Origin of the sequence: Kribbella sp. NPDC050470 (assembly GCF_044458365.1) — a bacterium.
Classification (GTDB): Bacteria; Actinomycetota; Actinomycetes; order Propionibacteriales; family Kribbellaceae; genus Kribbella.
In genome coordinates this window covers 199,545-220,623 of record NZ_JBITHV010000011.1, presented here as the reverse complement: position 1 = coordinate 220,623, position 21,079 = coordinate 199,545, and the positions used below count along the sequence as shown (strand labels likewise).

Genomic DNA, 21,079 nt, shown 5'->3' with positions numbered 1-21,079 from the left:
CACCATGTGGGGCTCGACCCTATGGACCTTACCCAGAAAACCTCACCGAGCAAGCTGAATCCCATCACGTGTCGGTTGCGGATCAATCGGTTGCTCTCGGCATGTCTTCGGATGTTTCCGCACGAGTCCCGGCGCGACCCTCAGGGCGACGCGGTCCGGCGTAGTCGTCGCCGTACGCTCCCGGGGCCGGGCGGCGCTTCTTGCGGGGTGCCTGGACGCCGTGCGCCATCCGGCGGGCGGTCACCAGGAACGCGGTGTGACCCTGCATCCGGTGGCCCGGCCGGACGGCCAGTCCCTCGACATGCCAGTCCCGCACCAGCGACTCCCAGGCCCGGGGCTCGGTGAACTCGCCATGGGCCCTCAGCGTCTCCACAAGCCGGCTCAGCTGCGTCGTGGTGGCCACGTAGGCGCAGAACACCCCACCGGGCGACAGGGCCTCTGCAACGGCGTCCACGCACTCCCAGGGCGCCAGCATGTCCAGTACGACGCGGTCGACATCCTGCTCGTTCAGCTTCTCGACCAGGTCGCCGACCTCGAGCCGCCAGGCCGGGTGCTCACCGCCGAAGAACCCGGTCACGTTCTTGCGCGCGACCTCGGCGAAGTCTTCGCGGCGCTCGAACGAGATGACCTGTCCGTGGATCCCGACGGCGCGCAGCAACGCCGTGGTCAGCGCGCCGGAGCCGGCGCCGGCCTCGACCACCTTCGCGCCCGGGAAGATGTCGGCCATGGTCACGATCTGCGCCGTGTCCTTCGGGTAGATCACCGCGGCGCCGCGCGGCATCGAGACCGAGTAGTCGGCCATCAGCGGGCGCAGCGCGAGGTACTCGACGCCGCCCTTCGACTTGATCACCACCGCGTCCGGGCCGTCGATCAGGTCGTCGTGCGCGATCCCGCCCTTGGTGGTGTGGAAGATCTTCCCGCGCTCCAGGAACACCGAGTGCCGGCGCCCCTTGGAGTCCTGCAGGGTGATCCACTCGCCCGCCTGCAACGGTCCGTGGTGGACCCCGGAGAACGCCTGGTCAGGGAAGTCACGCAAGTCAGCCATAAGGCGCTCACCTTAACTTTCGGTCACCCGCGGGACGTAACCCAGGTGACTCACCGGCTGCGGAAGGCGCGTTCCACGTCGGCGGTGGCCAGCACGCCGTACACCGAGCCTGCGGCGTCGAGGACGAGGTACTCCGAGGACGGGTGCTCGCGCAGGGTCTTGAGGATTTCCTCACCGGTGTCGTTGACGCCGATGATGTGGCCCGCGCCGATCCGGGTCGCGACCTCGCTGACGTTGGTCCACGGGCGCTGGTTCGGCGCCACTGCGTTGACCGCCGACTCCGACACCAGCGCGTGCGGCTTGCCCTCCCCGTCGATCACCACGACCGCCCCGGCCTGCGCCTCGCCGGCCAGCCGGACCGCTTCCGAGATCGGCGTGCCGGAGTGTACGGCGATCGCGCGCCGGGCCAGCGTGCGGACCTGGAGGGCCGGCAGCTTGCGCCGCAGCCGGGCCTGCATCAGCGCCGACGTCGACCCCATCCAGAGGAAGAAGCCGACCAGCAGGGCGATCAGGAAGTCGATCATCGACGGCTGCCGGCCCCAGATCTCCTCGAGCAGGACGGGCGCCGCGAGCACCGCGATGGCCAGGATCCGGCCGGCCCAGGCGGCCACGATCGTGCCGGTGTGCATGTTGCCGGTGATCTTCCAGACCACCGCCCGCAGCACCCAGCCGCCGTCCAGCGGCAGGCCCGGCAGCAGGTTGGTCACGCCGACGATCAGGTTGGCGATCCCGAGCTCCCAGAGCGCGACGTACCCGACGCCCTCGTCGACGGCGCGGGAGCCCAGCCAGGCCAGCCCGCCGACCACCAGCGAGGCGATCGGGCCGACCACGGAGACGGCGAATTCCTCGAGTGGTGACTTCCGCTCGCCCTCGATGTGCGTGCCGGCCGCGAAGAAGCCGAGGTTGATCTCCGACACCCCGATGCCGAACCGCATCGCCATCAGCGCATGCGCGAGCTCGTGCACCAGGATCGACAGCGTGAACGCGACCACGAACGCGAACGCGGCCAGGTAGCGCCAGTTGCCCAGGTCGGGGAACTGCTGCCCGATGATGGCGGCGAACCCGACGGCCAGCAGCATCGCCACCGGCAGCCAGGTGAACCGCATGGTCAGCCGGATCCCGCGGACACGACCGAGTACCCAGGTACCGGGCGGCGGCGGGCCGGCCGGCTGGGCGGGGCTCTGAGGATCACGCGGTTCTGGCATCGACCCAACGCTACTTGCCTCGTGGTAACTCCGTGCTACCTACCCAGGTCAAACGCCGACATTCAGGTTGGCGACGTACCCGCTGCTGACGTCCCCGGTGACCGTCGCGAGCTGGTGTACGCCGTCGTCGTCGCCGAACACATTGTCGTCCTCGAGCGATGTCTGCTGCATGTTCTGCGCGCTGCCGTCGTATCCGTCGGTGGCGTAGACGGTGTCGCAGACGTCCTTCGGGAAGGCGAGCTGGGAGGTGGCGCTGATCTTGCCGGCTGCGGTGGCCTCGGACAGGCTCGAGTAGACCTCGAAGTGGATGTGCGGCCAGCGGCCCATGTACGCGGCCGGGAAGATCGAGGTGAAGGTGACCTTTCCGTTCGCATCCGCGGCCTGGACGCCGCGCAGGTAGTTCTCGTTGGTGACGCCGTCGGAGTAGAGCGAGTAACGGCCCTCCGCATCGCAGTGCCACAGGTAGACGGCGGCACCGGCCAGCGGGGTGTCCTTGGCCGCGTCCAGGATGGTCAGCTCGACGGTCAGCGACACGCCGGTGGCGACGCCGGACGCGGAGCCGAATGACTTGGTGATGTCCTTGCGGACGATGCCGGACTCGGTGAGCACGTTCGGGCCGTTCGATCCGTCACCCGGATACGGGCCGGCCGTCTCCTGGGGGATCTCGTCCACGTCGGTGGTTCCGGTGGTCGCGCTGGACGTCGGGCTGCTGGTCGCGCTCGGGGTGCTCGACGTGGTCGTCGTGGTCGTCGTACCGCTGGTTGTCGAGTCGGTCGCGTTGTCGGCAGCGCAGCCGGCGACCGCAGCCAGGCCGGCGCCGGCGAACAGGCCGAGGAAGCGACGGCGGTGCAAGGTGCGGAGGTCGTACTCCAGGCCCAGGTCGTGCTCGCGGGGTGGTTTCGGTGGTGGCGTCATGAGACCAGCGTGGCAACCGGAGCCGATGGTTTTCCGAAAGCCTGCTGGGAGTTTGCTGGGAACGGTTTTCCACAGGCCGGGGTGGTGCGCACGCGAAGTGTCGGTGCTCTCGCCTAGGGTTTTGACATGAACGAGCGGAGCGAGTTCATCATCAAGTACAGCGCGTCTTGTGCCTCAGCCGCGCCCGGAGCGAAGCGAGGACGTGGATGAGTCTCGCAGTCGAAGCCGATCCGCATGTGCATCCGCGCGGGGCGTTGTCGCCGTCCCGGGCCGCGGACTTCATGAGCTGCCCGCTCAAGTACCGGTTCCGCGTGATCGACCGGCTGCCGGAGAAGCCTTCGGCCGCCGCGGTCCGGGGCACTGTCGTGCACGGAGTGCTGGAGCGGTTGTTCGACCTGCCGCGCGGGCAGCGGACGCTGGAGCACGCGGCCGAGATGCTGGAGCCGCAGTGGCAGCAGGTCCTGGCGGACGAGCCCGAGGTGGCCGAGCTGTTCGCCGAGGATGCATCCGGCGAGGAGCTGGCCTCGTGGCTGGCAGAGGCGCACCAGTTGCTCGGCAAGTACTTCACCCTCGAGGACCCGAACGCGCTGGAGCCGGCCGAGCGGGAGCTGTACGTCGAGACCGAGCTCGACTCCGGGTTGGTCCTGCGTGGGTACGTCGACCGCCTCGACGTCGCCCCGACCGGCGAGATCCGGGTGGTCGACTACAAGACCGGCCGCTCGCCCTCGGAGTTCTTCGAGGCCAAGGCGCTGTTCCAGATGAAGTTCTACGCGCTGGTGCTGTGGCGGCTGCGCGGCGTCGTCCCGGCGATGCTGCAACTGGTCTATCTCGGCAACGGCGAGATCGTCCGCTACGTCCCGGACGAGGCGGACTTGCGCGCTTGTGAACGCAAGGTGTCGGCGCTGTGGACCGCGATCACCCGGGCGCTGGACTCCGGCGACTGGCGCCCGAGCCCCGGCCCGCTGTGCGAGTGGTGCGACCACAAACCACTCTGCCCGGCCTGGGGTGGCACTCCCCCGCCACTCCCGACCCGATCGGTCGAGGAAGTCGCCCAGGAGTCAGCCGGAGTAGACCTCGTGGGTGTCGACGGCTGAGGAACCCTCGGCGGATACGGTTCATCGCATGAGCGTGGCTGTGCGGGCGGTGGGGTTGTGGAAGCGGTACGGCGGTGGCCAGACGCAGGTTGACGCGCTGGCCGACGTGAGCGCCGAGTTCGGCCAGGGCCGGTTCACCGCGATCATGGGCCCGTCGGGCTCCGGCAAGTCGACGCTGCTGCACTGTCTCGCCGGCCTGGACAAGCCGAGTGACGGGCAGGTGCTGATCGGCGACCTGGACATCACCCGGCTGCCCGAGAAGCAGCTGACGCACCTGCGCCGAGACCGGATCGGGTTCGTGTTCCAGGCGTTCAACCTGGTCCCTACGCTGACCGCGCTGGAGAACATCACGCTCCCGCTGGACCTGGCCGGCCGCAAACCCGACCAGGTATGGCTCGACACCGTGATCGGGACGACCGGCCTGAAGGACCGCCTCGGCCACAAGCCGTCCGAGCTCTCCGGCGGGCAGCAGCAGCGGGTCGCCTGCGCCCGTGCGCTCGCCTCCCGGCCGGACGTGGTGTTCGCCGACGAGCCGACCGGCAACCTCGACTCCCAGTCGTCGGCCGACGTCCTGGACTTCCTGCACCGCTCGGTCCGTGACTTCGGCCAGACCGTGGTGATGGTGACGCATGACCCGACGGCGGCGTCGTACGCGGACCGGGTGCTGTTCCTCGCCGACGGCCGGTTGCGCTCCGAGCTGCTCGACCCGACCGCCGAGACCGTGCTCGACGCGATGAAGCAGCTCGACTCGACCGCTGCCGCGGCCGGCTGATGCTCAAGCTCGGCCTCCGGTCGGTCCTCGCCCACCGGCTGCGGTTCGTGCTGTGCACCGTCGCGGTGCTGCTCGGCATCTCGTTCACGGCCGGCGCGATGGTCTTCACCGACACCCTCGCGGCCGCGTTGAAGAAGAACTTCTCCGGCAGTACGGCGGCCATCACCGTCACCCCCGTCGACCCGGTCGGCATCCGGTCCGGCCGGCCCGTGACGTTCAGTTCCGACGTGGTCGAGCGGATCGCCGCCGTACCGGGTGTCGCCGGCGCCGACCCCGAACTGCTCGTCAGCGACGTACAGATCCTCGCGCCGGATGGGGAGCCCACCGAGACGCTCGGGCTGCCGACGTACGGCGGGGCCTGGCCGCGCGACGCCCGTACGACGCCCTTCCGGCTGCTCGAAGGGAAGCCGCCGTGGGGTGAGTCGCAGCTCGCGCTCGACCAGCAGACCGCATCGCGCGCCGGCTACGGCATCGGCGACCAGGTCCGGGTCATCACCCCGAACAAGGCGATCACCGCCGAGCTCATGGCGATCACCAGTCCGACCGTCAGCGGTCCGGCGGCCGGCGCACCGCTGGTCACTTTCGATCCGGCGACCGCGCAGCGACTCCTCCTCGGTGACCCCGGCTGGACCTCGGTCGGAGTGTCCCTCACCGAAGGCGCCGATCCGGACGCCGTCAGCCAGGCGATCTCGAAGGCGATCGGTGACAGCGTCAAGGTCCGCACCGCGGCGCAGGTCGAGGCCGACGGCGAGAACGCGCTCGACGACACGTTCGGCGGCTACAACACCGTGCTGATGCTGTTCGCCGGGATCGCGCTGTTCGTCGGTGCGTTCCTGATCGTCAACACGTTCGCGATGCTGGTCGCGCAGCGGTCCCGCGAGCTCGCGATGCTGCGCGCGATCGGTGCGTCCCGCGGGCAGGTCACTGCGACGGTGCTCGCCGAGGCGCTGGTGATCGGCGTGCTCGGCTCGACGCTCGGCTTGCTGCTCGGCATCGGGGTGGCGGCCGGCATTCGGTTCCTCTACGAGTGGGTCGATCTCGCGATCCCCGAGTCGCCACTGCAGGTCAGCGCCGCCACGATCATCGCGTGCTACCTGATCGGCATCGGGGTCACCGCCGCCTCCGCGTTCCCGGCGGCCCGACGGGCCGGCAAGCTCCCGCCGATGGCCGCGCTGCGCGACGACGTCGCCCTCCCCGAGCGGTCCATGCTGGTCCGGCTGGTCATCGGCGGATTCATGCTGCTGATGGCGCTGATGCTGTACCTCATCGGCCTGCAGGCCAGCGGGCTCCCCGGCGCGGTCCTGCTCGGGTTCGCGGCCGCGATCACGCTGCTCGGCATGGTGATGACCAGTCCCCTCGTCAGCCGGTACGCCGTACGCGCTCTGCTGTTGCCGTTCGGACGCCGGGCGGCGGTGACGCTGGGACGCCGCAACGCCGAGCGCAACCCGCGCCGGACGTCGGCCACCGCGTCCGCGCTGATGATCTCGGTCGCCCTGATCAGCGGCCTGATCGTGATCGCGGCCTCGGCCAAGGCGTCCATCGAGCAGAGCATCTCCGACGCGATCGGTACGTCGGACCTTGTCGTCAGCACCGACGGCCAGGACCCGTTCAGCCCGGAGGTCGCCGACCGGATCACCAAGGTCGCCGGCGTCGAGTCCGTCCACCGGGTCCGCCGCCAGCAGGCCAAGGTCGGCGACACACCGGTCCAGGTCAGCGGAGTCAGCGACGGCACACTCGCCGGCCCGGTCACGGGAAAGCTCGACTCCGGCTCGCTCGACGGGCTGGGCAAAGGTCAGGCGCTGCTCCCCCGGACGATGGCCAAGACGCTCAAGCTCTCAACCGGCAAGTCCTTCGAGCTGACCACGACCACGGGCAAGCACCGGCTCACCGTCGCGGGCATCCTCGCCCCGAACCGGCAGCTCAACGCGATCGTCCTCTCGCTGCCGACGTACGACGCCGTCGGCGGAGCCCCGACCGACGACCTGCTGTACGTCGACCTCGCCCCGGACTCCACCGCCGCCCAGGTCGGCCCGGCGGTCCTCGCCGGATTGAAGGACTACCCGACGATCCGGGTCCGCGACCAGCAGGCGTACGTCGACAGCGCGCGCGGACCGGTGAACGTCCTGCTCGGCGTGATCGGGATGCTGCTCGGGCTGGCGATCCTGATCGCGATCCTCGGTATCGTGAACACGCTCGCCCTCGGCGTGATCGAGCGGACCCGCGAGATCGGGCTGCTGCGCGCGATCGGCATGGACCGGCCGCAGCTCAGCCGGATGCTGCGGGTGGAATCGATCGCCATCACGCTGCTCGGCGCACTGCTGGGGCTCGCGGTGGGTGTTGTGTTCGCAGCCTCGGTGCAGAAGGTGATGGTCGACGACGGCCTGAGTGTGCTGGACATTCCCGTGCTGCAGTTGGCGATCGCGGTCCTCGCCGCCGGGGTGGTCGGCGTACTCGCTGCAGTCTGGCCGTCACGCCGGGCAGCCCGCCTCGACGTGCTGCAGGCAATCGCCGCGGAGTGAAGCCATGACGCTGATTGATAGGTAGCCTGCGAGAATGCCGGGCACTGTGCAGTCCATCGAGCGGGCTGCCGCTGTGCTGCGACTGCTTGCGGCCGCGCCCGACGGGCTCGGGGTCGCCGATCTCGGCAACGCACTCGGTCTCGCGAAGACGACCGTGCACGGGATCCTGCGGACCCTGCACCAGGTCGGCTTCGTCGAGCAGGACCACAGCGGGGCGCACTACCACCTGAGCGACGCCTTCGGCCGGCTCGGCGAGACCTACCTGGACCCGAACGAGCTCCGCAGCCGCGCGATCAACTGGGCCGACTCGCTGGCCGCCCGCAGCGGCGAGGTGGTCCGCGTCGGCCGCCTGGTCGAGGGCAAGGTCGTGGTCGTCCACCACGTCTTCCGCCCCGACGACAGCGACCAGGACCTCGACGTCGGTACGACGCTCCCGCCGCACGCCTGCGCCCTCGGCAAGGCCGTGCTCGCGTTCGACACCAGCGGCGCCGCCAAGCCGCAGAAGCTGGAGGCCTACACGACCCGGACGATCGTCGACCCGGCCCGGCTGGCCGAGGAGCTCGCCGCGGTCCGGGCCAAGGGGTGGGCCAGCGAGTCCGAGGAGTACATCGTCGAGATGGCCAGTATCGCGGCGCCGATCCGGGGACTCGGCGGGCTCGTGGTCGGCGCGGTGGGGATGACCGGCCGGATCGAGCGGATCTGCGACAGCCGGCTGCGACCGCGCCCGGACCTGGTCAGCATGGTGCGGGCGGCCGCCGAAGCAATCGGCCGTGACCTGCGAGAGGACGGCTGATGGTCCAACGGGGGTGGCGACATGGCTGAGCAGTACGTAGCGGCTGTGGACCAGGGGACCAACTCGTCCCGGTGCATCTTGTTCGATCGGCGTGGGCGACTCGTCTCGGTGGCCCAGCGCGAGCACCGGCAGCTGTTTCCGCGGCCGGGCTGGGTCGAGCACGACGCCACCGAGATCTGGCGGAACGTGACCCGGGTGGTCCCGGCGGCGGTCCGGCAGATCGGTGCCGAGCCGTCCCAGATCGTTGCCATCGGCATCACCAACCAGCGCGAGACCAGCCTGCTCTGGGACCGCCGGACCGGCCGGCCGATCGGGCACGCGGTGGTCTGGCAGGACACCCGGACCGACCGCCTCGTCACCGAACTGGCCGGCGACGAAGGCCCGGACCGGTTCGCGGACCTGTGCGGTCTGCCGCTGACGACGTACTTCTCGGCGCCGCGGATCCGTTGGATGCTCGACCACACCCCGGGACTGCGGGAGCGCGCCGAACGCGGCGAGGTGCTGTTCGGGACGATGGAGACCTGGCTGATCTGGAACTTCACCGGCGGTGCGAACGGCGGGCTGCACGTCACCGACGTGACGAACGCGAGCCGCACGATGCTGATGAACATCGAGTCCCTGCAGTGGGACGACGAGCTGTTGCAGGCGTTCGACGTACCGCGGGCGATCCTGCCCGAGATCCGGCCGTCGTCCGGGGTGTTCGCGACGGCGACCGAGGTGCTGCCGGGGGTCCGGATCGGGGCGGCGCTCGGGGACCAGCAGGCCGCGCTGTTCGGGCAGACCTGCTTCAGCGCCGGCGAGGCGAAATGCACGTACGGCACCGGGTCGTTCCTGCTGCTGCACACCGGCCAGGAGATCGTCCGGTCGAAGCACGGCATGCTGACCACGGTCGCGTACCGGATCGGCGACGAGCCGGCGTCGTACGCGCTGGAAGGCTCGATGGCGGTCACCGGGTCGCTGGTGCAGTGGTTCCGCGACGGGCTCGGGCTGATCCACACCGCGGCCGAGATCGAGACGCTGGCCCGGACCGTCGACGACAACGGCGGCGCGTACATCGTGCCCGCGTTCTCCGGCCTGTTCGCGCCGCACTGGCGCAGCGAGGCGCGCGGTGTGATCGCGGGCCTCACCGGCTACATCACCAAGGGCCACCTGGCCCGGGCGGTGCTCGAGGCGACGGGGTTCCAGACCCTCGAGGTGGTCGACGCGATGAACGCCGACTCCGGGATCGCGCTGACCGCGCTGAAGGTCGACGGCGGGATGACCGCGAACAACCTGCTGATGCAGTTCCTCGCCGACCTGCTCGACGTCCGGGTGGTGCGCCCGATGGTCACCGAGACCGTCTCGCTGGGCGCCGCGTACGCCGCCGGCCTCGCGGTCGGCTACTGGCCGGACCTCGAAGGACTGCGCAGCAACTGGCACCGGGCCGGCCAGTGGGTCCCGAACATGGACCCGGCCCGCCGCGCCACCGAGTACGAGAACTGGAAGGCCGCCGTCCAGCGCACCTTCAACTGGATCCGCCCGGAGGAACGCCCCTCCTAGTCGGTGATCGGCGCGGCGTGCGCCTCCTCGAAGCCAGCAGCGGCCAGCCGGTCGAGGGTCTTCTGGAGGACGGCGGTGTCCTCCAGCGTCCGGACCTCGGTGATCTTGCCCCACTTCATCCGGAGGAACTGGTGGACGACGTTCTGGTAGCGCGAGCCGTCCGCGACACCGACGTCGACGGTCACCGCGGTCGCGACCCGGGTGTCCCACGGCCAGCCCGCGACCAGCACGTCCTGGACGTCGAACCGGGTGTTCGGCAACAACCGGAAGCAGCGCTCCCACCACCGCCGTAACGCGTCATGTGTATGCCGCTCGCCGGCCAACGCGTGGTCGCCGTAGAACCGGTAGGTGAAGGACGGCGCCATCCCCGCCACCATCGCCTCCCAGTTGCCCGCGCTGATCTCCGCGAACGCCTTCCGCACTTGCTGGGCCACAAATCGGTGGTACATGTCCCCACCCTAGGGACAGTGAGTTCAATGACGCAACTGACTACGATGGTGAGATGCGGAACACCAGCTTCGGCTCGATGCACTGCTCACTCGCCCAGTCGCTGGAGATCATCGGCGACTGGTGGACGCCACTCGTGCTGCGTGACCTGTACCTCGGGCTCGACCGGTTCGACCAGCTCGTGACCGACCTCGGGGTCTCCCGCAACCTGCTCACCGACCGGCTCGGCACGCTGATGGACGGTGGGCTGGTCACGCGGACGCCGTACCAGGAGAATCCGGTGCGGTACGCCTACGAGCTGACCGAGGCAGGGCAGGAGCTGGTGCCGATCCTGCTGGCGCTGACCGCCTGGGGCGACCGGCATGCGACCCCGCCGGCCGGTCAACCGATCCGCTTCACCCACGACACGTGCGGAAAGGTGACGACGGCAACGGTCTGCTGCTCGGAGTGCGGCGATGCGCTCGAGGCGGACCAGGTCACTCCATCCCCCGGCCCAGGCGGTCGAACTGCGCCTGGGACGGCGCTGATCGCATCCGTCCTCGGAGCAACTGTACGCTGACGGCGATGGTCCAGATCCAGAACAGCGAATAGGGAATCAGCCAGATCGCCGTCGTCCAGAACGCCCGGCCGACCACGAAGCCAAGAGCGGCGGCCAGCGCCAGCCAGCCGAGCCACTTCGGCAACGAGCCGGCGGTGAGGAAGATCCAGCCGGCCGCGAGCAGGAAGCTGCCGAGCGCGAGCCAGCCGTTCGCGAAGCCGAGGTTGCCCATGTCGAAGGCCAGCCGGGCCAACTGTGGGTCCACTCCGTCGGCCAGCCGGAAGGTGGCCAGTTGCCAGCCGCCTGTCATCACCAGCGCAACGAAGACGACACCGGACACCAGCGCCGCGGCGGACCGCCAGGCCGGGTCGCCCTCGGCGTGCCGCAGCACGGCCCAGACCCCCACCACGAACCAGGCGATGGCCAGCAGGGCGAGCTGACCCAGAAACGCCCCGGCCTCGGTCGCGGTCTCGTTCTGCGCTTCGAAGAAGGTGACGATCTCCGCGGCCGGCGCGTCGAAGTCAGGCTCGCTCGCGCCGGCCAGCAGCAACGCTTGACTGGCGGCCACCAGCACGATCCCCGCCAGCCCCGCGATCCCGGTGGTGACGGACATCGTCCGCCAGTGCCTGTTCGTTGCTTCCGCCCCCATATGCCCTCCCCGTGGCTCACTCCGAGTAAGCCACGGGGAGGACCGGAGCGTCCAGTGGTCAGGCCGGGGACACGATGTCCGGGGCTTCCAGGCGGACCTTGTCGGCGGACTCGTCGTCGGGCTGGTCCTGGGAGTCGCGCTCGGACTGGACCCGGCGGAGGTAGAACGACACCTCGCGCTCGATCGTCGCCTCGTCCCAGCCGAGGACCGGCGCCATCAGCCGGGCCGCGGCCTCGGCCGCGCCGACCCCGCGGTCCCAGGCCTCGATGGAGATCCGGGTCCGGCGGGCCAGGACGTCGTCGAGGTGGCGGGCGCCCTCGGCCTTGGCGCCGTACACGATCTCGGCCTTCAGGTAGTCCTGCGTGCCGGGCAGCTGCTCACCCAGCGACGGGTCCTCCTCGACGAGCGCCAGCACCTCGTCGATCAGGGCGCCGTACCGGTTCAGCAGGTGCTCGATCCGGGCCACGTGCAGGCCGGAGCGCCGCGCGATCAGGTGCCGCTGGTTCCAGAGCGCGTGGTAGCCGTCGGCGCCGATCAGCGGGATGTTCTTGGTGGTGCACATCGGCACCCGCCCGTCGAGGGCGTTGGCGACCGCGTCGATCGCGTCCTTGGCCATCACCCGGTACGTCGTGTACTTGCCACCGGCAACCACGACGAGCCCCGGCGCCGCGTGCGCGACCACGTGCTCGCGGGACAGCTTCGACGTGCTCTCCGACTCGCCGGCCAGCAGCGGCCGCAGCCCGGCGAACACGCCCTCGACGTCCTCCCGGGTCAGCGGCGTGGTCAGTACCGCGTTCACGTGGTCGAGCAGGTACTCGATGTCCTTGCTGGTCGCGGCCGGGTGTGCCTTGTCCAGGTTCCAGTCGGTGTCGGTGGTGCCGATCAGCCAGTGCCGGCCCCACGGGATGATGAACAGCACGGACTTCTCGGTCCGCAGGATCATCCCGGTGCTGGACTGGATCCGGTCCTTCGGGACGACCAGGTGGATCCCCTTCGAGGCCCGGACGTGGTACTGACCGCGCTCGCCGACCATCGCCTGGGTGTCGTCGGTCCACACCCCGGTCGCGTTCACGACCTGCTTGGCCCGGACCTCGAACTCCCGGCCGCTCTCCAGGTCCTTGGCCTGCACCCCGGTGACCCGCTCGCCCTGCCGCAGGAAGCCGGTGACCTTGACCCGGTTCGCGACATGAGCGCCGTACGACGCCGCCGTCCGGGCGAGCTCCATGGTGTGCCGGGCGTCGTCGACCTGGGCGTCGTAGTACTGGATCGCGCCGACCAGGGCCGACTTCTTCAGGCTCGGCACCAGCCGCATCGCGCCGCGCCGGGTCAGGTGCCGGTGGATCGGCAGCCCGGCGCCGTGCCCCGAGCTGACGGCCATGCCGTCGTACAGGGCGACACCGGCGCCCGCGTAGTACCGCTCCCACCAGCGGTGCTGGAGCGGGTACAGGAACGGCACCGGCTTCACCAGGTGCGGCGCCAGGCGTTGCAGGAGCAGCCCGCGCTCCTGCAACGCCTCGTGCACCAGCCGGAAGTCGAGCATCTCCAGGTAGCGCAGACCACCGTGCATCAGCTTGCTGGACCGGCTGGAGGTGCCGCTCGCGAAGTCACGCGCCTCCAGCAGTCCGGTGGTCAGGCCCCGGGTCGCGGCGTCGAGGGCCGAGCCGGTGCCGACCACCCCGCCACCGATCACCAGGACGTCCAGTTCCCGTCCGTCGGCCATCGCGTCGATGGCCTCGGTCCTCGCTTGCGGTGACAGAGCCACTGCGCCCACTGTGCTGTTCCTTCCGATTCCGTGTGTTGCCAGATCAGTCGACGTCGACCCAGTCGAGGGTGCGCTGGACGGCCTTCTGCCAGCCGGCGTACCCCTTCGTGCGCTGCTCGTCCGACCACTGCGGTTCCCACCGCTTGTCCTCGTTCCAGTTCTGGACCAGCTCGTCCTTGGTCTTCCAGAACCCGACGGCCAGCCCGGCCGCGTACGCCGCGCCGAGCGCAGTCGTCTCCGCGACGACCGGCTTGCTCACCGGCACGCCGAGGATGTCCGCCTGCATCTGCATGCACAGCTCGTTGGCGGTGATACCACCGTCCACCTTCAACACGTCCAGCGTGACACCGGAGTCCTTTTCCATGGCGTCGGCGACGTCCTTGCTCTGGTAGCAGATCGCTTCCAGTGTTGCTCGGGCCAGGTGAGCGTTGGTGTTGAATCGCGACAGCCCGACGATCGCGCCGCGGGCGTCGGAGCGCCAGTACGGCGCGAACAGGCCGGAGAACGCGGGCACGAAGTACACCCCGCCGTTGTCCTCGACCTGCCGGGCCAGCGTCTCGGTCTCGCTCGCGCCGGAGATGATGCCGAGCTGGTCGCGCAGCCACTGGACCGCCGACCCGGTCACCGCGATCGAGCCCTCGAGCGCGTAGACCGGCGCCTCGTCGCCGAACTTGTAGCACATCGTGCTGAGCAGGCCGGCCTTCGACCGGACCAGCTCGGTGCCGGTGTTCAGCAGCATGAAGTTGCCGGTGCCGTAGGTGTTCTTGGCCTCGCCCGGGTTGAAGCAGACCTGGCCGACGGTCGCCGCCTGCTGGTCACCGAGGTCACCGGTCAGCGGCACCACTCCGCCGAGCGGCCCGTTCGCCAGCGTCTCGCCGTACTTGTTCGGGTCCGACGACGGCCGGATCTCCGGTAGCATCTGCCGTGGGATGTTGAAGAACGAGATCAGCTCGTCGTCCCAGTCGAGCGTCTCCAGGTTCATCAGCATCGTCCGGCTGGCGTTCGTCACGTCGGTGATGTGGACGCCACCGTCGGTGCCGCCGGTGAGGTTCCACAGCACCCAGGTGTCGGTGTTGCCGAACACGGCGTCACCTGCCTCGGCCGCTTCCCGGACGCCGTCGACGTTCTCCAGGATCCACTGGATCTTGCCGCCGGAGAAGTACGTCGCCGGCGGGAGCCCCGCCTTCTGCCGGATCACGTCGCCCTTGCCCTCGCGCTCCAGCGCGGAGGCGATCCGGTCGGTCCGGGTGTCCTGCCAGACGATCGCGTTGTAGTACGGGCGGCCGGTCCGCCGGTTCCACACCACCGTCGTCTCGCGCTGGTTGGTGATGCCGAGCGCCGCCAGGTCGCTCGCCTGCAGCCCCCTCGCGTTCATCGCCGTGCGGATCACCGAACTGGTCCGCTCCCAGATCTCGACCGGGTTGTGCTCGACCCAGCCGGCCTGCGGCAGGATCTGCTCGTGCTCCAGCTGGTGGATGCCCACCTCGTTGCCGGAGTGGTCGAAGATCATGAACCGGGTGCTCGTGGTGCCCTGGTCGACGGCGCCGACGAAGTCAGCCATGGAAAGTCCTCTCCTCACAAAGCTCTGTGCTGCGCTGGATCATGCCGTCTTCTCCTCCTCGGGAACCCGGCCCGGCTCCTCGTCCTCGTCGCTGACCGGCAGGTTCCGGCCGATCAGCAGGTCGTAGAGGAACGCGCCGATGAGCGCGCCGATGATCGGTCCCACGATCGGGACCCAGAAGTACGGATCCCCGAACTGGTCCTTGAAGGCTCCCCCGTAGCCGGTCAGGTAGGAGGCGAGCCGCGGCCCGAAGTCACGCGCCGGGTTGATCGCGTACCCCGCCAGCGTCCCCCAGGCCATCCCGATCCCGACGACCAGCAGGCCGATGATGAACGGGCCGAGGTTCGCCGCCGGGGCGGTGTTGCGCAGGTCGATGATGGCCAGGATGACCAGCATCAGGATCGCCGTACCGATGATCTGGTCCAGGAAGCCGCCCCACATCCCGACCCCGAGCTCGACGCTGCCGTTGCCCGGCAGGGTCGAGAACACGCCCTGGCTCTTGATGGTCAGGCCGGGGTCGAACTTCTCCAGGACCTTGTCGTAGTTCCAGCGGACCACCAGAGCCGCCGCGAACGCACCCAGGAACTGTGCACCGATGTAGGGCAGCACCTTCCGCCAGGCGAACCCGCGGAAGGCCGCCAGCGCGATGGTCACCGCGGGATTGATGTGGGCACCGCTGACCCGGGCTGCCACGTACACGCCCATGGTCACCCCGATACCCCAGGCCCAGGAGATCGAGTCGTGATCCCCGATTCCACCGGCCACCACCTGGGCGACCACACCGACACCGAACAGGATCAGGATGAACGTGCCCGCGAACTCCGCGGAGCACTCCCCCAGAAGGGTTCTCGCTTTGACCGTTTCCGTCGTAGCCATGCCGAACCTCCCTTCCACGCCGTGACGACCACGGCTGGGTGGAATGTAGGAGCGATCGCGAGGCGGCACAACGCTCGTCGTTCGACATTGTCGAACGCCGCCGGTCGTCGGCCCGGCTGCGACACACAGGGCACGCCTTGGGCTACGACTTTGGCCGTACGGCGGGCCGCCGAGCGGTGTGCTCGAGAGGGACGACCGACGCCGGCCGCCTTCTTAGCGTCGAGACATGATCGAGACAAGAGCACTGACCAAGCGGTACGGCGGCCGGACCGTCGTCGACGACCTGGACCTGACGATCCGGCCCGGCCGGGTGACCGGGTTCCTCGGGCCGAACGGGGCCGGCAAGACCACCACCATGAGGATCGTGATCGGCCTGGCCCACCCGACCAGCGGGACGGCCACGATCGACGGCCGCCGGTACGCGGACCTGCCGGATCCACTCCGCCGCGTCGGCGCCGTGCTGGAGGCGACCCCGATTCAGCGCGGACGCACGGCGTACCGGCATCTGCTCGCGCTCGCGCAGACCCACGGCATCCGGCCCGCCCGGGTCGAGGAAGTGCTCGGGCTCGTCGGGCTGGGCGCGGCGGCCGGTCGGCGGGCGGCCGACTTCTCCCTCGGGATGCGGCAGCGGCTCGGCATCGCGGCCGCGCTGCTCGGCGACCCGGCCACGCTGATCCTGGACGAGCCGACGAACGGGCTCGACCCGGCCGGGGTGCACTGGCTGCGGAACCTGCTGCGATCGTTCGCGGCCGAGGGGCGGACCGTGCTGGTGTCGTCACATCTGATCAGCGAGATGGCGTTGACGGCCGACCAGCTGGTCCTGATCGGGCGCGGGCGGCTGCTGGCCGACGTACCGGTGGATCAGTTGGCTCGTGGTGGCGAGTCGTTGGAGGACGCTTACCTGCGGATGACCGGCGAGTCCGTCGAGTACGCCGGGGGTGCGCTGTGAAGGTGTTGCAGTCGGAGTGGACGAAGCTGACGTCATTGCGGTCGAACTGGCTGGTGCTCGCGGGAGTGCCGGTCGCATTCACTGGGCTCTCCGCGTTGATCGGGGCGAACAGCAGCGGACCGGCAGACCCCACGCTGGCGGTCGGCGGTGGATTCCTGCTGTACGCGCTGGCCGTCGGTGTGCTGGGGGCGCTGATGATGACGGGCGAGCATCAGTCGGGGCTGATTCGGGCGACGCTGGCCGCCGTACCGCAGCGGTTGCCGGTGCTGTGGGCCAAGGCAGCGCTGCTCTGCTTTGCGGTCGGGCCGATCCTGGTCGCCGCGTACTTCGGTGCCTTCCTGGCCAACCAGGCGTTCGCCGACGACGCGCTCTCGCTGGGTGATCCGGGGATCGTGCGGGCCCTGTTCGGCGCGGTGGGCGCCACCATCGCGGCTGGGCTGATGGGGCTCGCGCTCGGCACGATCCTGCGCAGTACGCCGGGGTCGATCGCGGCGTACGTCGTCGGTCTCGTCGTACTGCCGCCAGTGCTGCTCGGTGCGCTTCCTACGTCCGTGCAGCACACACTGTTGCCGTACTTCCCCACGCTGGCGCTGCAGGGGATGTTCCAGGTCGGGGAGCCGGGTGAGGCGATGTTCGGGCCGGGTGCCTCCGGGCTGGTGGTCCTCGGGTGGGTCATCCTGATGCTGGCGGGGGGTGCCGTCGTACTGCGGCGCCGGGACGTGTGAAGGTCGGGTGATCACGATGCGCCGGTCGGCACTGGTGCAGGACATTGTCCTGGCGGTGCTCGTCGCCGGGATCGCCCTGCCGTCGACGCTGGGCGGCGCGGACGCGGCCGGTGTGCTCGGGTCCGGCTCGGGAGTGGTCGGGTGGGCCTGGCTGCTGTTCGTCGCCGTCCACGTGCCCTTGGTGTGGCGTCGGCGTACGCCTGTGGTCGTGTTCTGGGTGGTGCTCGGACTGGTCGGGCTGTGTGTGCTGACCGGGGTGACCGGGGTCTTTCTGATCTTCGCGCCGTTGTTCGCGTTGTACACGTTGGCGCGGCACGCACGCTGGGCGGCCGTCTGGCCTGGGGTCGTGGTGAGTGTTGTCGTGCTGGTCGTCGCCGGTGCGGCGAGCGGCGCGTCGTGGGAGACGTTGACCGGGATCGGCGCGGTCCTCGCGGTCGGGTGTCTGCTCGGGGTCACGTGGCGGTTGCGAGTGGCCGCGGCGGCGGAGCGCGCTCGGCATTTGCAGCAGGAGCTCGACAGTCAGGCGCGGATGGCGGTTGCAGCTGAGCGGGGTCAGGTGGCGCGTGAGGTGCATGACGTGGTCGCGCACAACTTGGCCGTGATGGTGGCACTCGCTGATGGCGCGGCGGCGACCATCTCCACTGATCCCGGCCGAGCGGCCGGGCTGATCGAGCAGACGGCGGCCACCGGGCGGTCGGCGTTGGGCGAGATGCGGCGGTTGGTCGCCGTACTGCGGGCTGAGGATGGCGCGCCGGATCGGGCCGGGCTGGACTCGCTGCCTGCACTCGTCGACCAGGTGCGGGAGGCCGGGTTGCGGGTCGAGCTCAGTACGTCGGGGCGCCTGGACGTACCGCCGGACGTCGGATTCGTTGCCTACCGCATCGTCCAGGAAGCCCTCACCAACACCCTCAAGCACGCCGGGCGCACAGCCTCCGCGGAGGTCCGTCTCGTGCAATCGCCCAATCGTTTGACGGTCGCGGTGACCGACAGCGGCGGTCCGGCGGACGGGGCCGGGAGTGGCGGGCATGGGTTGGCGGGGCTGACCGAGCGGGTGGCGGCCCGGGGTGGGACCTTTCAGGCCGGCGCGACCGCTCAGGGCTGGCGGGTCGAGGCGGCACTGCCGTTGGGAGACCACGCGTGATCAAGGTGTTGCTGGCCGACGATCAATCGCTGCTGCGACTCGGCTTCCGGGCGTTCCTCGGGCAGGAATCCGACCTCGAGGTGGTCGGCGAAGCCGGGACCGGCCAGGAGGCGGTGTCGATGACGCGGGCGCTCCGGCCGGACGTCGTACTCATGGATGTGCGGATGCCCGTCCTCGACGGCATCGCGGCGACCCGGCAGATCATCGACTCCGGCTGCGAGAGTCGGGTGCTCGTGCTGACGACGTTCGACCTCGACGAGTACGTGTACGCCGCCCTCCGCGCCGGCGCGTCCGGCTTCCTCCTCAAGGACGCCCTCCCCGCCGACCTGATCGCCGGCATCCGCACAGTTGCCGCCGGCAACGCCGCCGTCGCCCCCACGGTCACCCGCCGCCTGATCGAGCGCTTCACGCCCCACCTCCCGCACCCCACCCGCACCGACCCCCTCGCAACCCTCACCACCCGCGAACGCGAAGTCCTCCTCCAGGTAGCCCGCGGCCACTCCAACCAGGAGATCGCCACCCACCTCCACCTCACCGAATCCACCGTCAAGGTCCACGTCAGCCGAATCCTCACCAAACTGACGCTCCGCGACCGAGCCCAACTCATAGTCCACGCCTACGAACACGGCATCATCCACCCTGGCGCGGATCCAACCGTTTGAGGTGGTCGTTGCGTCTGGGTGGGTGAGAAGGGAACCCGGCAAGGGGGAATTGATGGGCGAGGGAGTGGGCTCTGCGGGGTTTGCCGCGTTTGCGGGGAGTCGGCATGGGGCTTTGTACCGGTATGCCTATTTGCTCGTCGGGGAGCGGGGGTTGGCTGAGGATCTGGTGCAGGAGGCCTTGATCAAGACGTATGTGCGGTGGGGGCGGCTGCGGGATCCGAGTGCGGCTGAGGCTTATACGCGGAAGGCGATGACCAGTACGGCGATCGGGTGGTGGCGGCGGAAGGCCTGGCGGGCTGAGCGGCCGCGGGATGACGTGCCGGATCGGCCTGTCGACGGGGATGACGCTGCGGTTCGGGTGTGGTTGTGGGGTGAGTTGCGGGGGTTGCCGCCGCGGCAGCGGGCGGCGCTGGTGTTGCGGTACTACGAGGACCTGACCGAGGTGCAGACCGCTGAGGTGCTCGGGTGTTCCGTCGGGACGGTGAAGAGCCAGGTGTCGGCCGCGTTGGCGAAGTTGCGGGCGCGACTGGGCGGGGACGCCGTACTGATCATGGAGAAGGCGGGGATGACGGAGTGACCGACCTGTTGCGAGACATGCTGGCCGAGCAGGCGGACGTCGAGCCGCCGGCACTCGACCTGGACGGAATCGTCGCGACCGGCGACCGTCGGCTGCGCCGGCGCCGGGTCGCCTCGGTGGCCGGCGCCGCGCTGGTCACGCTGGCCGTCGTCGCGGGCGGCATCACCGGCGTACGCATGGTCAGTGGCCCGGACGACCCGCCGGTCGCCACGTTCGCCGAGCGCCGGGCGACGTACGCGGTCGGCTCCGAGATCCATTACGGCGCCGACGTCATCTCCGTCGCGCCGCACAAGGTCAGCGCCTTCGTCCAGGTCGACTCGGGGTTCGTGTTCACCACCGAGGAGGGCGGGGTCTTCGTCGCGAACAAGAACGGCGTTGACCGGATCGAGCCCGACAACACGACCGATCAGCTGACCGCCGACGACCGCGGCAACCTGGTCGGCTGGGTCGAGCTGCGCAACAACGACGCCGACTCGGTCGTGTACGACGTCGCCGCCGGCCGCGAGATGGTCCGCACGGCGACCGGCAATGACTTCCCGCCCGGCGGCTCGATCGCAGTCGGCCCCCGGGTCGTCGCGATCGACGGCGACACCGCGTACTTCGGCACCCTCGACGGCCTCTACCGCTGGAACGTGAAGACGAACAAGGGAGAACTGGTCGCCGAGGTGCCGCCGAACGCGGTTCGCGCGGTCGTCGACGGCCAGATGGTCTACCAGCAGCCGTTGACGCAGCCCGGCCCGGGCATCCGGCTGACGATCGGCACCACGCTCGAGGATTCCGGCGGGCCGCGGTTCACCGGCCAGCAGGCGTTCCTCTCCCCCACCGCCAAGTACCTAGCGACCCAGCCGTACGACCCACGCCTGGGCATCGATCCGGGATGGGCCGCCCTCCACGTGTTCGAGGTGGGGTCGAACCGCAGTGTCGGGCAGCCGTACACCTACTCCACCGTGGTCTTCGGTCAGTGGCTCGACGACGACACCTTCACCGCAGTCGGAGAAGTCCGCAGCTCCCGGTCCAGCCAGGCGGATCTGCTCACCTGCTCCGCCGAGACCTTCGCCTGCAAGGTCGCCGCCCCCGCCTTCTCCACCTTCACGTTCAGTACGACGCCGCCGCGTGTGACTCCCTTCGCCGTCCCGACAGGCAGCCGGATCATCGACCTCTACAGCTGATATGGAGTGAGTTTCTGTCAAGTGGCAGGTTGAGGCCCCCGTCGCGGTTGTGTTCCGGGGCGGGCGCCTCGTGGCTTCGTCGGCTGGGTGGTGGTTGAGCGTGTCGTTGGCGACGCGCGGTCAGTCTGATATGCGCTGGGT

20 protein-coding genes are annotated in these 21,079 nt (G+C 69.7%); 12 read left to right on the top strand and 8 right to left on the bottom strand.

Translation table 11 applies throughout. The features are described 5' to 3' along the window. Nucleotides 1-82: 82 nt before the first annotated feature. The 3 genes from ACIBGM_RS32460 to ACIBGM_RS32450 are packed head-to-tail and all read right to left on the bottom strand — an operon-like array spanning nt 83 to nt 3,165. Nucleotides 83-1,045 carry a tRNA (adenine-N1)-methyltransferase gene (locus ACIBGM_RS32460; RefSeq protein ID WP_360521600.1) on the bottom strand — a complete coding sequence of 321 codons (963 nt, stop codon included), beginning with the start codon at nt 1,043-1,045 and terminating at the stop codon, nt 83-85. A 50-nt stretch (nt 1,046-1,095) separates the two neighbouring features. Continuing rightward, the gene (locus ACIBGM_RS32455; protein ID WP_360521603.1) at nt 1,096-2,250 is read right to left on the bottom strand and encodes a site-2 protease family protein; all 1,155 of its coding nucleotides are present in this window, start codon (nt 2,248-2,250) and stop codon (nt 1,096-1,098) included. 48 nt (nt 2,251-2,298) lie between these two features. Beyond that, nucleotides 2,299-3,165: an intradiol ring-cleavage dioxygenase gene (locus ACIBGM_RS32450; RefSeq protein ID WP_396387715.1), complete on the bottom strand. Its 867-nt coding sequence runs from the start codon at nt 3,163-3,165 to the stop codon at nt 2,299-2,301. Nucleotides 3,166-3,371: 206 nt separating this feature from the next. Here ACIBGM_RS32450 and ACIBGM_RS32445 point away from each other — a divergent pair, with 206 nt between their 5' ends. Genes ACIBGM_RS32445 through glpK (ACIBGM_RS32425) form a run of 5 tightly spaced genes read left to right on the top strand, consistent with a single transcriptional unit; the run spans nt 3,372 to nt 9,882 of the window. After that, complete coding sequence (locus tag ACIBGM_RS32445) at nt 3,372-4,259, top strand: PD-(D/E)XK nuclease family protein (RefSeq protein WP_360521609.1); 888 nt, start codon at nt 3,372-3,374, stop codon at nt 4,257-4,259. Between the two features lie 28 nt (nt 4,260-4,287). After that, on the top strand, nt 4,288-5,031 hold the full coding sequence (locus tag ACIBGM_RS32440; RefSeq protein ID WP_396387714.1) for an ABC transporter ATP-binding protein: 744 nt from the start codon (nt 4,288-4,290) through the stop codon (nt 5,029-5,031). Continuing rightward, complete coding sequence (locus tag ACIBGM_RS32435; RefSeq protein ID WP_396387713.1) at nt 5,031-7,550, top strand: ABC transporter permease; 2,520 nt, start codon at nt 5,031-5,033, stop codon at nt 7,548-7,550. Before ACIBGM_RS32440 ends, ACIBGM_RS32435 begins: the two co-directional genes overlap by 1 nt. A gap of 34 nt (nt 7,551-7,584) precedes the next feature. Further along, nucleotides 7,585-8,343: an IclR family transcriptional regulator gene (locus ACIBGM_RS32430; RefSeq protein ID WP_396387712.1), complete on the top strand. Its 759-nt coding sequence runs from the start codon at nt 7,585-7,587 to the stop codon at nt 8,341-8,343. 21 nt (nt 8,344-8,364) lie between these two features. Beyond that, nucleotides 8,365-9,882 carry a glycerol kinase GlpK gene (glpK, locus tag ACIBGM_RS32425; RefSeq protein WP_360521620.1) on the top strand — a complete coding sequence of 506 codons (1,518 nt, stop codon included), beginning with the start codon at nt 8,365-8,367 and terminating at the stop codon, nt 9,880-9,882. On the opposite strand, the gene ACIBGM_RS32420 is transcribed toward glpK (ACIBGM_RS32425), so the two are convergent. Next, complete coding sequence (locus tag ACIBGM_RS32420) at nt 9,879-10,331, bottom strand: nuclear transport factor 2 family protein (RefSeq protein ID WP_360521623.1); 453 nt, start codon at nt 10,329-10,331, stop codon at nt 9,879-9,881. The two genes, glpK (ACIBGM_RS32425) and ACIBGM_RS32420, sit on opposite strands and share 4 nt — an antisense overlap. Before the next feature lie 53 nt (nt 10,332-10,384). Between ACIBGM_RS32420 and ACIBGM_RS32415 the strand changes: the two genes are divergently transcribed. Continuing rightward, on the top strand, nt 10,385-10,888 hold the full coding sequence (locus tag ACIBGM_RS32415; protein ID WP_360521626.1) for a helix-turn-helix domain-containing protein: 504 nt from the start codon (nt 10,385-10,387) through the stop codon (nt 10,886-10,888). Here ACIBGM_RS32415 and ACIBGM_RS32410 read toward each other — a convergent pair. Genes ACIBGM_RS32410 through ACIBGM_RS32395 form a run of 4 tightly spaced genes read right to left on the bottom strand, consistent with a single transcriptional unit; the run spans nt 10,806 to nt 15,715 of the window. Continuing rightward, nucleotides 10,806-11,516 (bottom strand): hypothetical protein, encoded by a 711-nt coding sequence (locus ACIBGM_RS32410; RefSeq protein ID WP_396387711.1) that lies wholly within the window; start codon nt 11,514-11,516, stop codon nt 10,806-10,808. The genes ACIBGM_RS32415 and ACIBGM_RS32410 overlap by 83 nt on opposite strands. A gap of 58 nt (nt 11,517-11,574) precedes the next feature. Further along, nucleotides 11,575-13,287, bottom strand: a complete 1,713-nt coding sequence (locus ACIBGM_RS32405; protein WP_396387710.1) for a glycerol-3-phosphate dehydrogenase/oxidase — start codon at nt 13,285-13,287, stop codon at nt 11,575-11,577. Between the two features lie 34 nt (nt 13,288-13,321). Next, entirely contained in the window at nt 13,322-14,839 is a 1,518-nt protein-coding gene (glpK, locus tag ACIBGM_RS32400; protein ID WP_360538588.1) for a glycerol kinase GlpK, read from the bottom strand. A 39-nt stretch (nt 14,840-14,878) separates the two neighbouring features. Beyond that, nucleotides 14,879-15,715, bottom strand: coding sequence for an MIP/aquaporin family protein (locus tag ACIBGM_RS32395; RefSeq protein WP_360538585.1), 837 nt, complete (start codon nt 15,713-15,715; stop codon nt 14,879-14,881). Nucleotides 15,716-15,941: 226 nt separating this feature from the next. Between ACIBGM_RS32395 and ACIBGM_RS32390 the strand changes: the two genes are divergently transcribed. From ACIBGM_RS32390 to ACIBGM_RS32365, 6 genes are read left to right on the top strand one after another with little or no spacing between them, the layout of a single operon-like run. Then, a complete protein-coding gene (locus tag ACIBGM_RS32390) occupies nt 15,942-16,664 on the top strand; it encodes an ABC transporter ATP-binding protein (protein ID WP_396387708.1) in 723 nt (240 codons plus the stop codon). Beyond that, nucleotides 16,661-17,389: a hypothetical protein gene (locus ACIBGM_RS32385; protein WP_396387707.1), complete on the top strand. Its 729-nt coding sequence runs from the start codon at nt 16,661-16,663 to the stop codon at nt 17,387-17,389. Before ACIBGM_RS32390 ends, ACIBGM_RS32385 begins: the two co-directional genes overlap by 4 nt. Before the next feature lie 16 nt (nt 17,390-17,405). Next, nucleotides 17,406-18,530 (top strand): sensor histidine kinase, encoded by a 1,125-nt coding sequence (locus ACIBGM_RS32380; protein WP_396387706.1) that lies wholly within the window; start codon nt 17,406-17,408, stop codon nt 18,528-18,530. Then, complete coding sequence (locus ACIBGM_RS32375) at nt 18,527-19,192, top strand: response regulator (protein WP_396387705.1); 666 nt, start codon at nt 18,527-18,529, stop codon at nt 19,190-19,192. The genes ACIBGM_RS32380 and ACIBGM_RS32375 overlap by 4 nt, the downstream gene beginning before the upstream one ends. 52 nt (nt 19,193-19,244) lie before the next feature. Then, nucleotides 19,245-19,769, top strand: coding sequence for a SigE family RNA polymerase sigma factor (locus ACIBGM_RS32370; RefSeq protein WP_396387704.1), 525 nt, complete (start codon nt 19,245-19,247; stop codon nt 19,767-19,769). After that, nucleotides 19,766-20,938: a hypothetical protein gene (locus tag ACIBGM_RS32365; RefSeq protein WP_396387703.1), complete on the top strand. Its 1,173-nt coding sequence runs from the start codon at nt 19,766-19,768 to the stop codon at nt 20,936-20,938. Before ACIBGM_RS32370 ends, ACIBGM_RS32365 begins: the two co-directional genes overlap by 4 nt. The last annotated feature ends 141 nt before the right edge of the window (nt 20,939-21,079 follow it).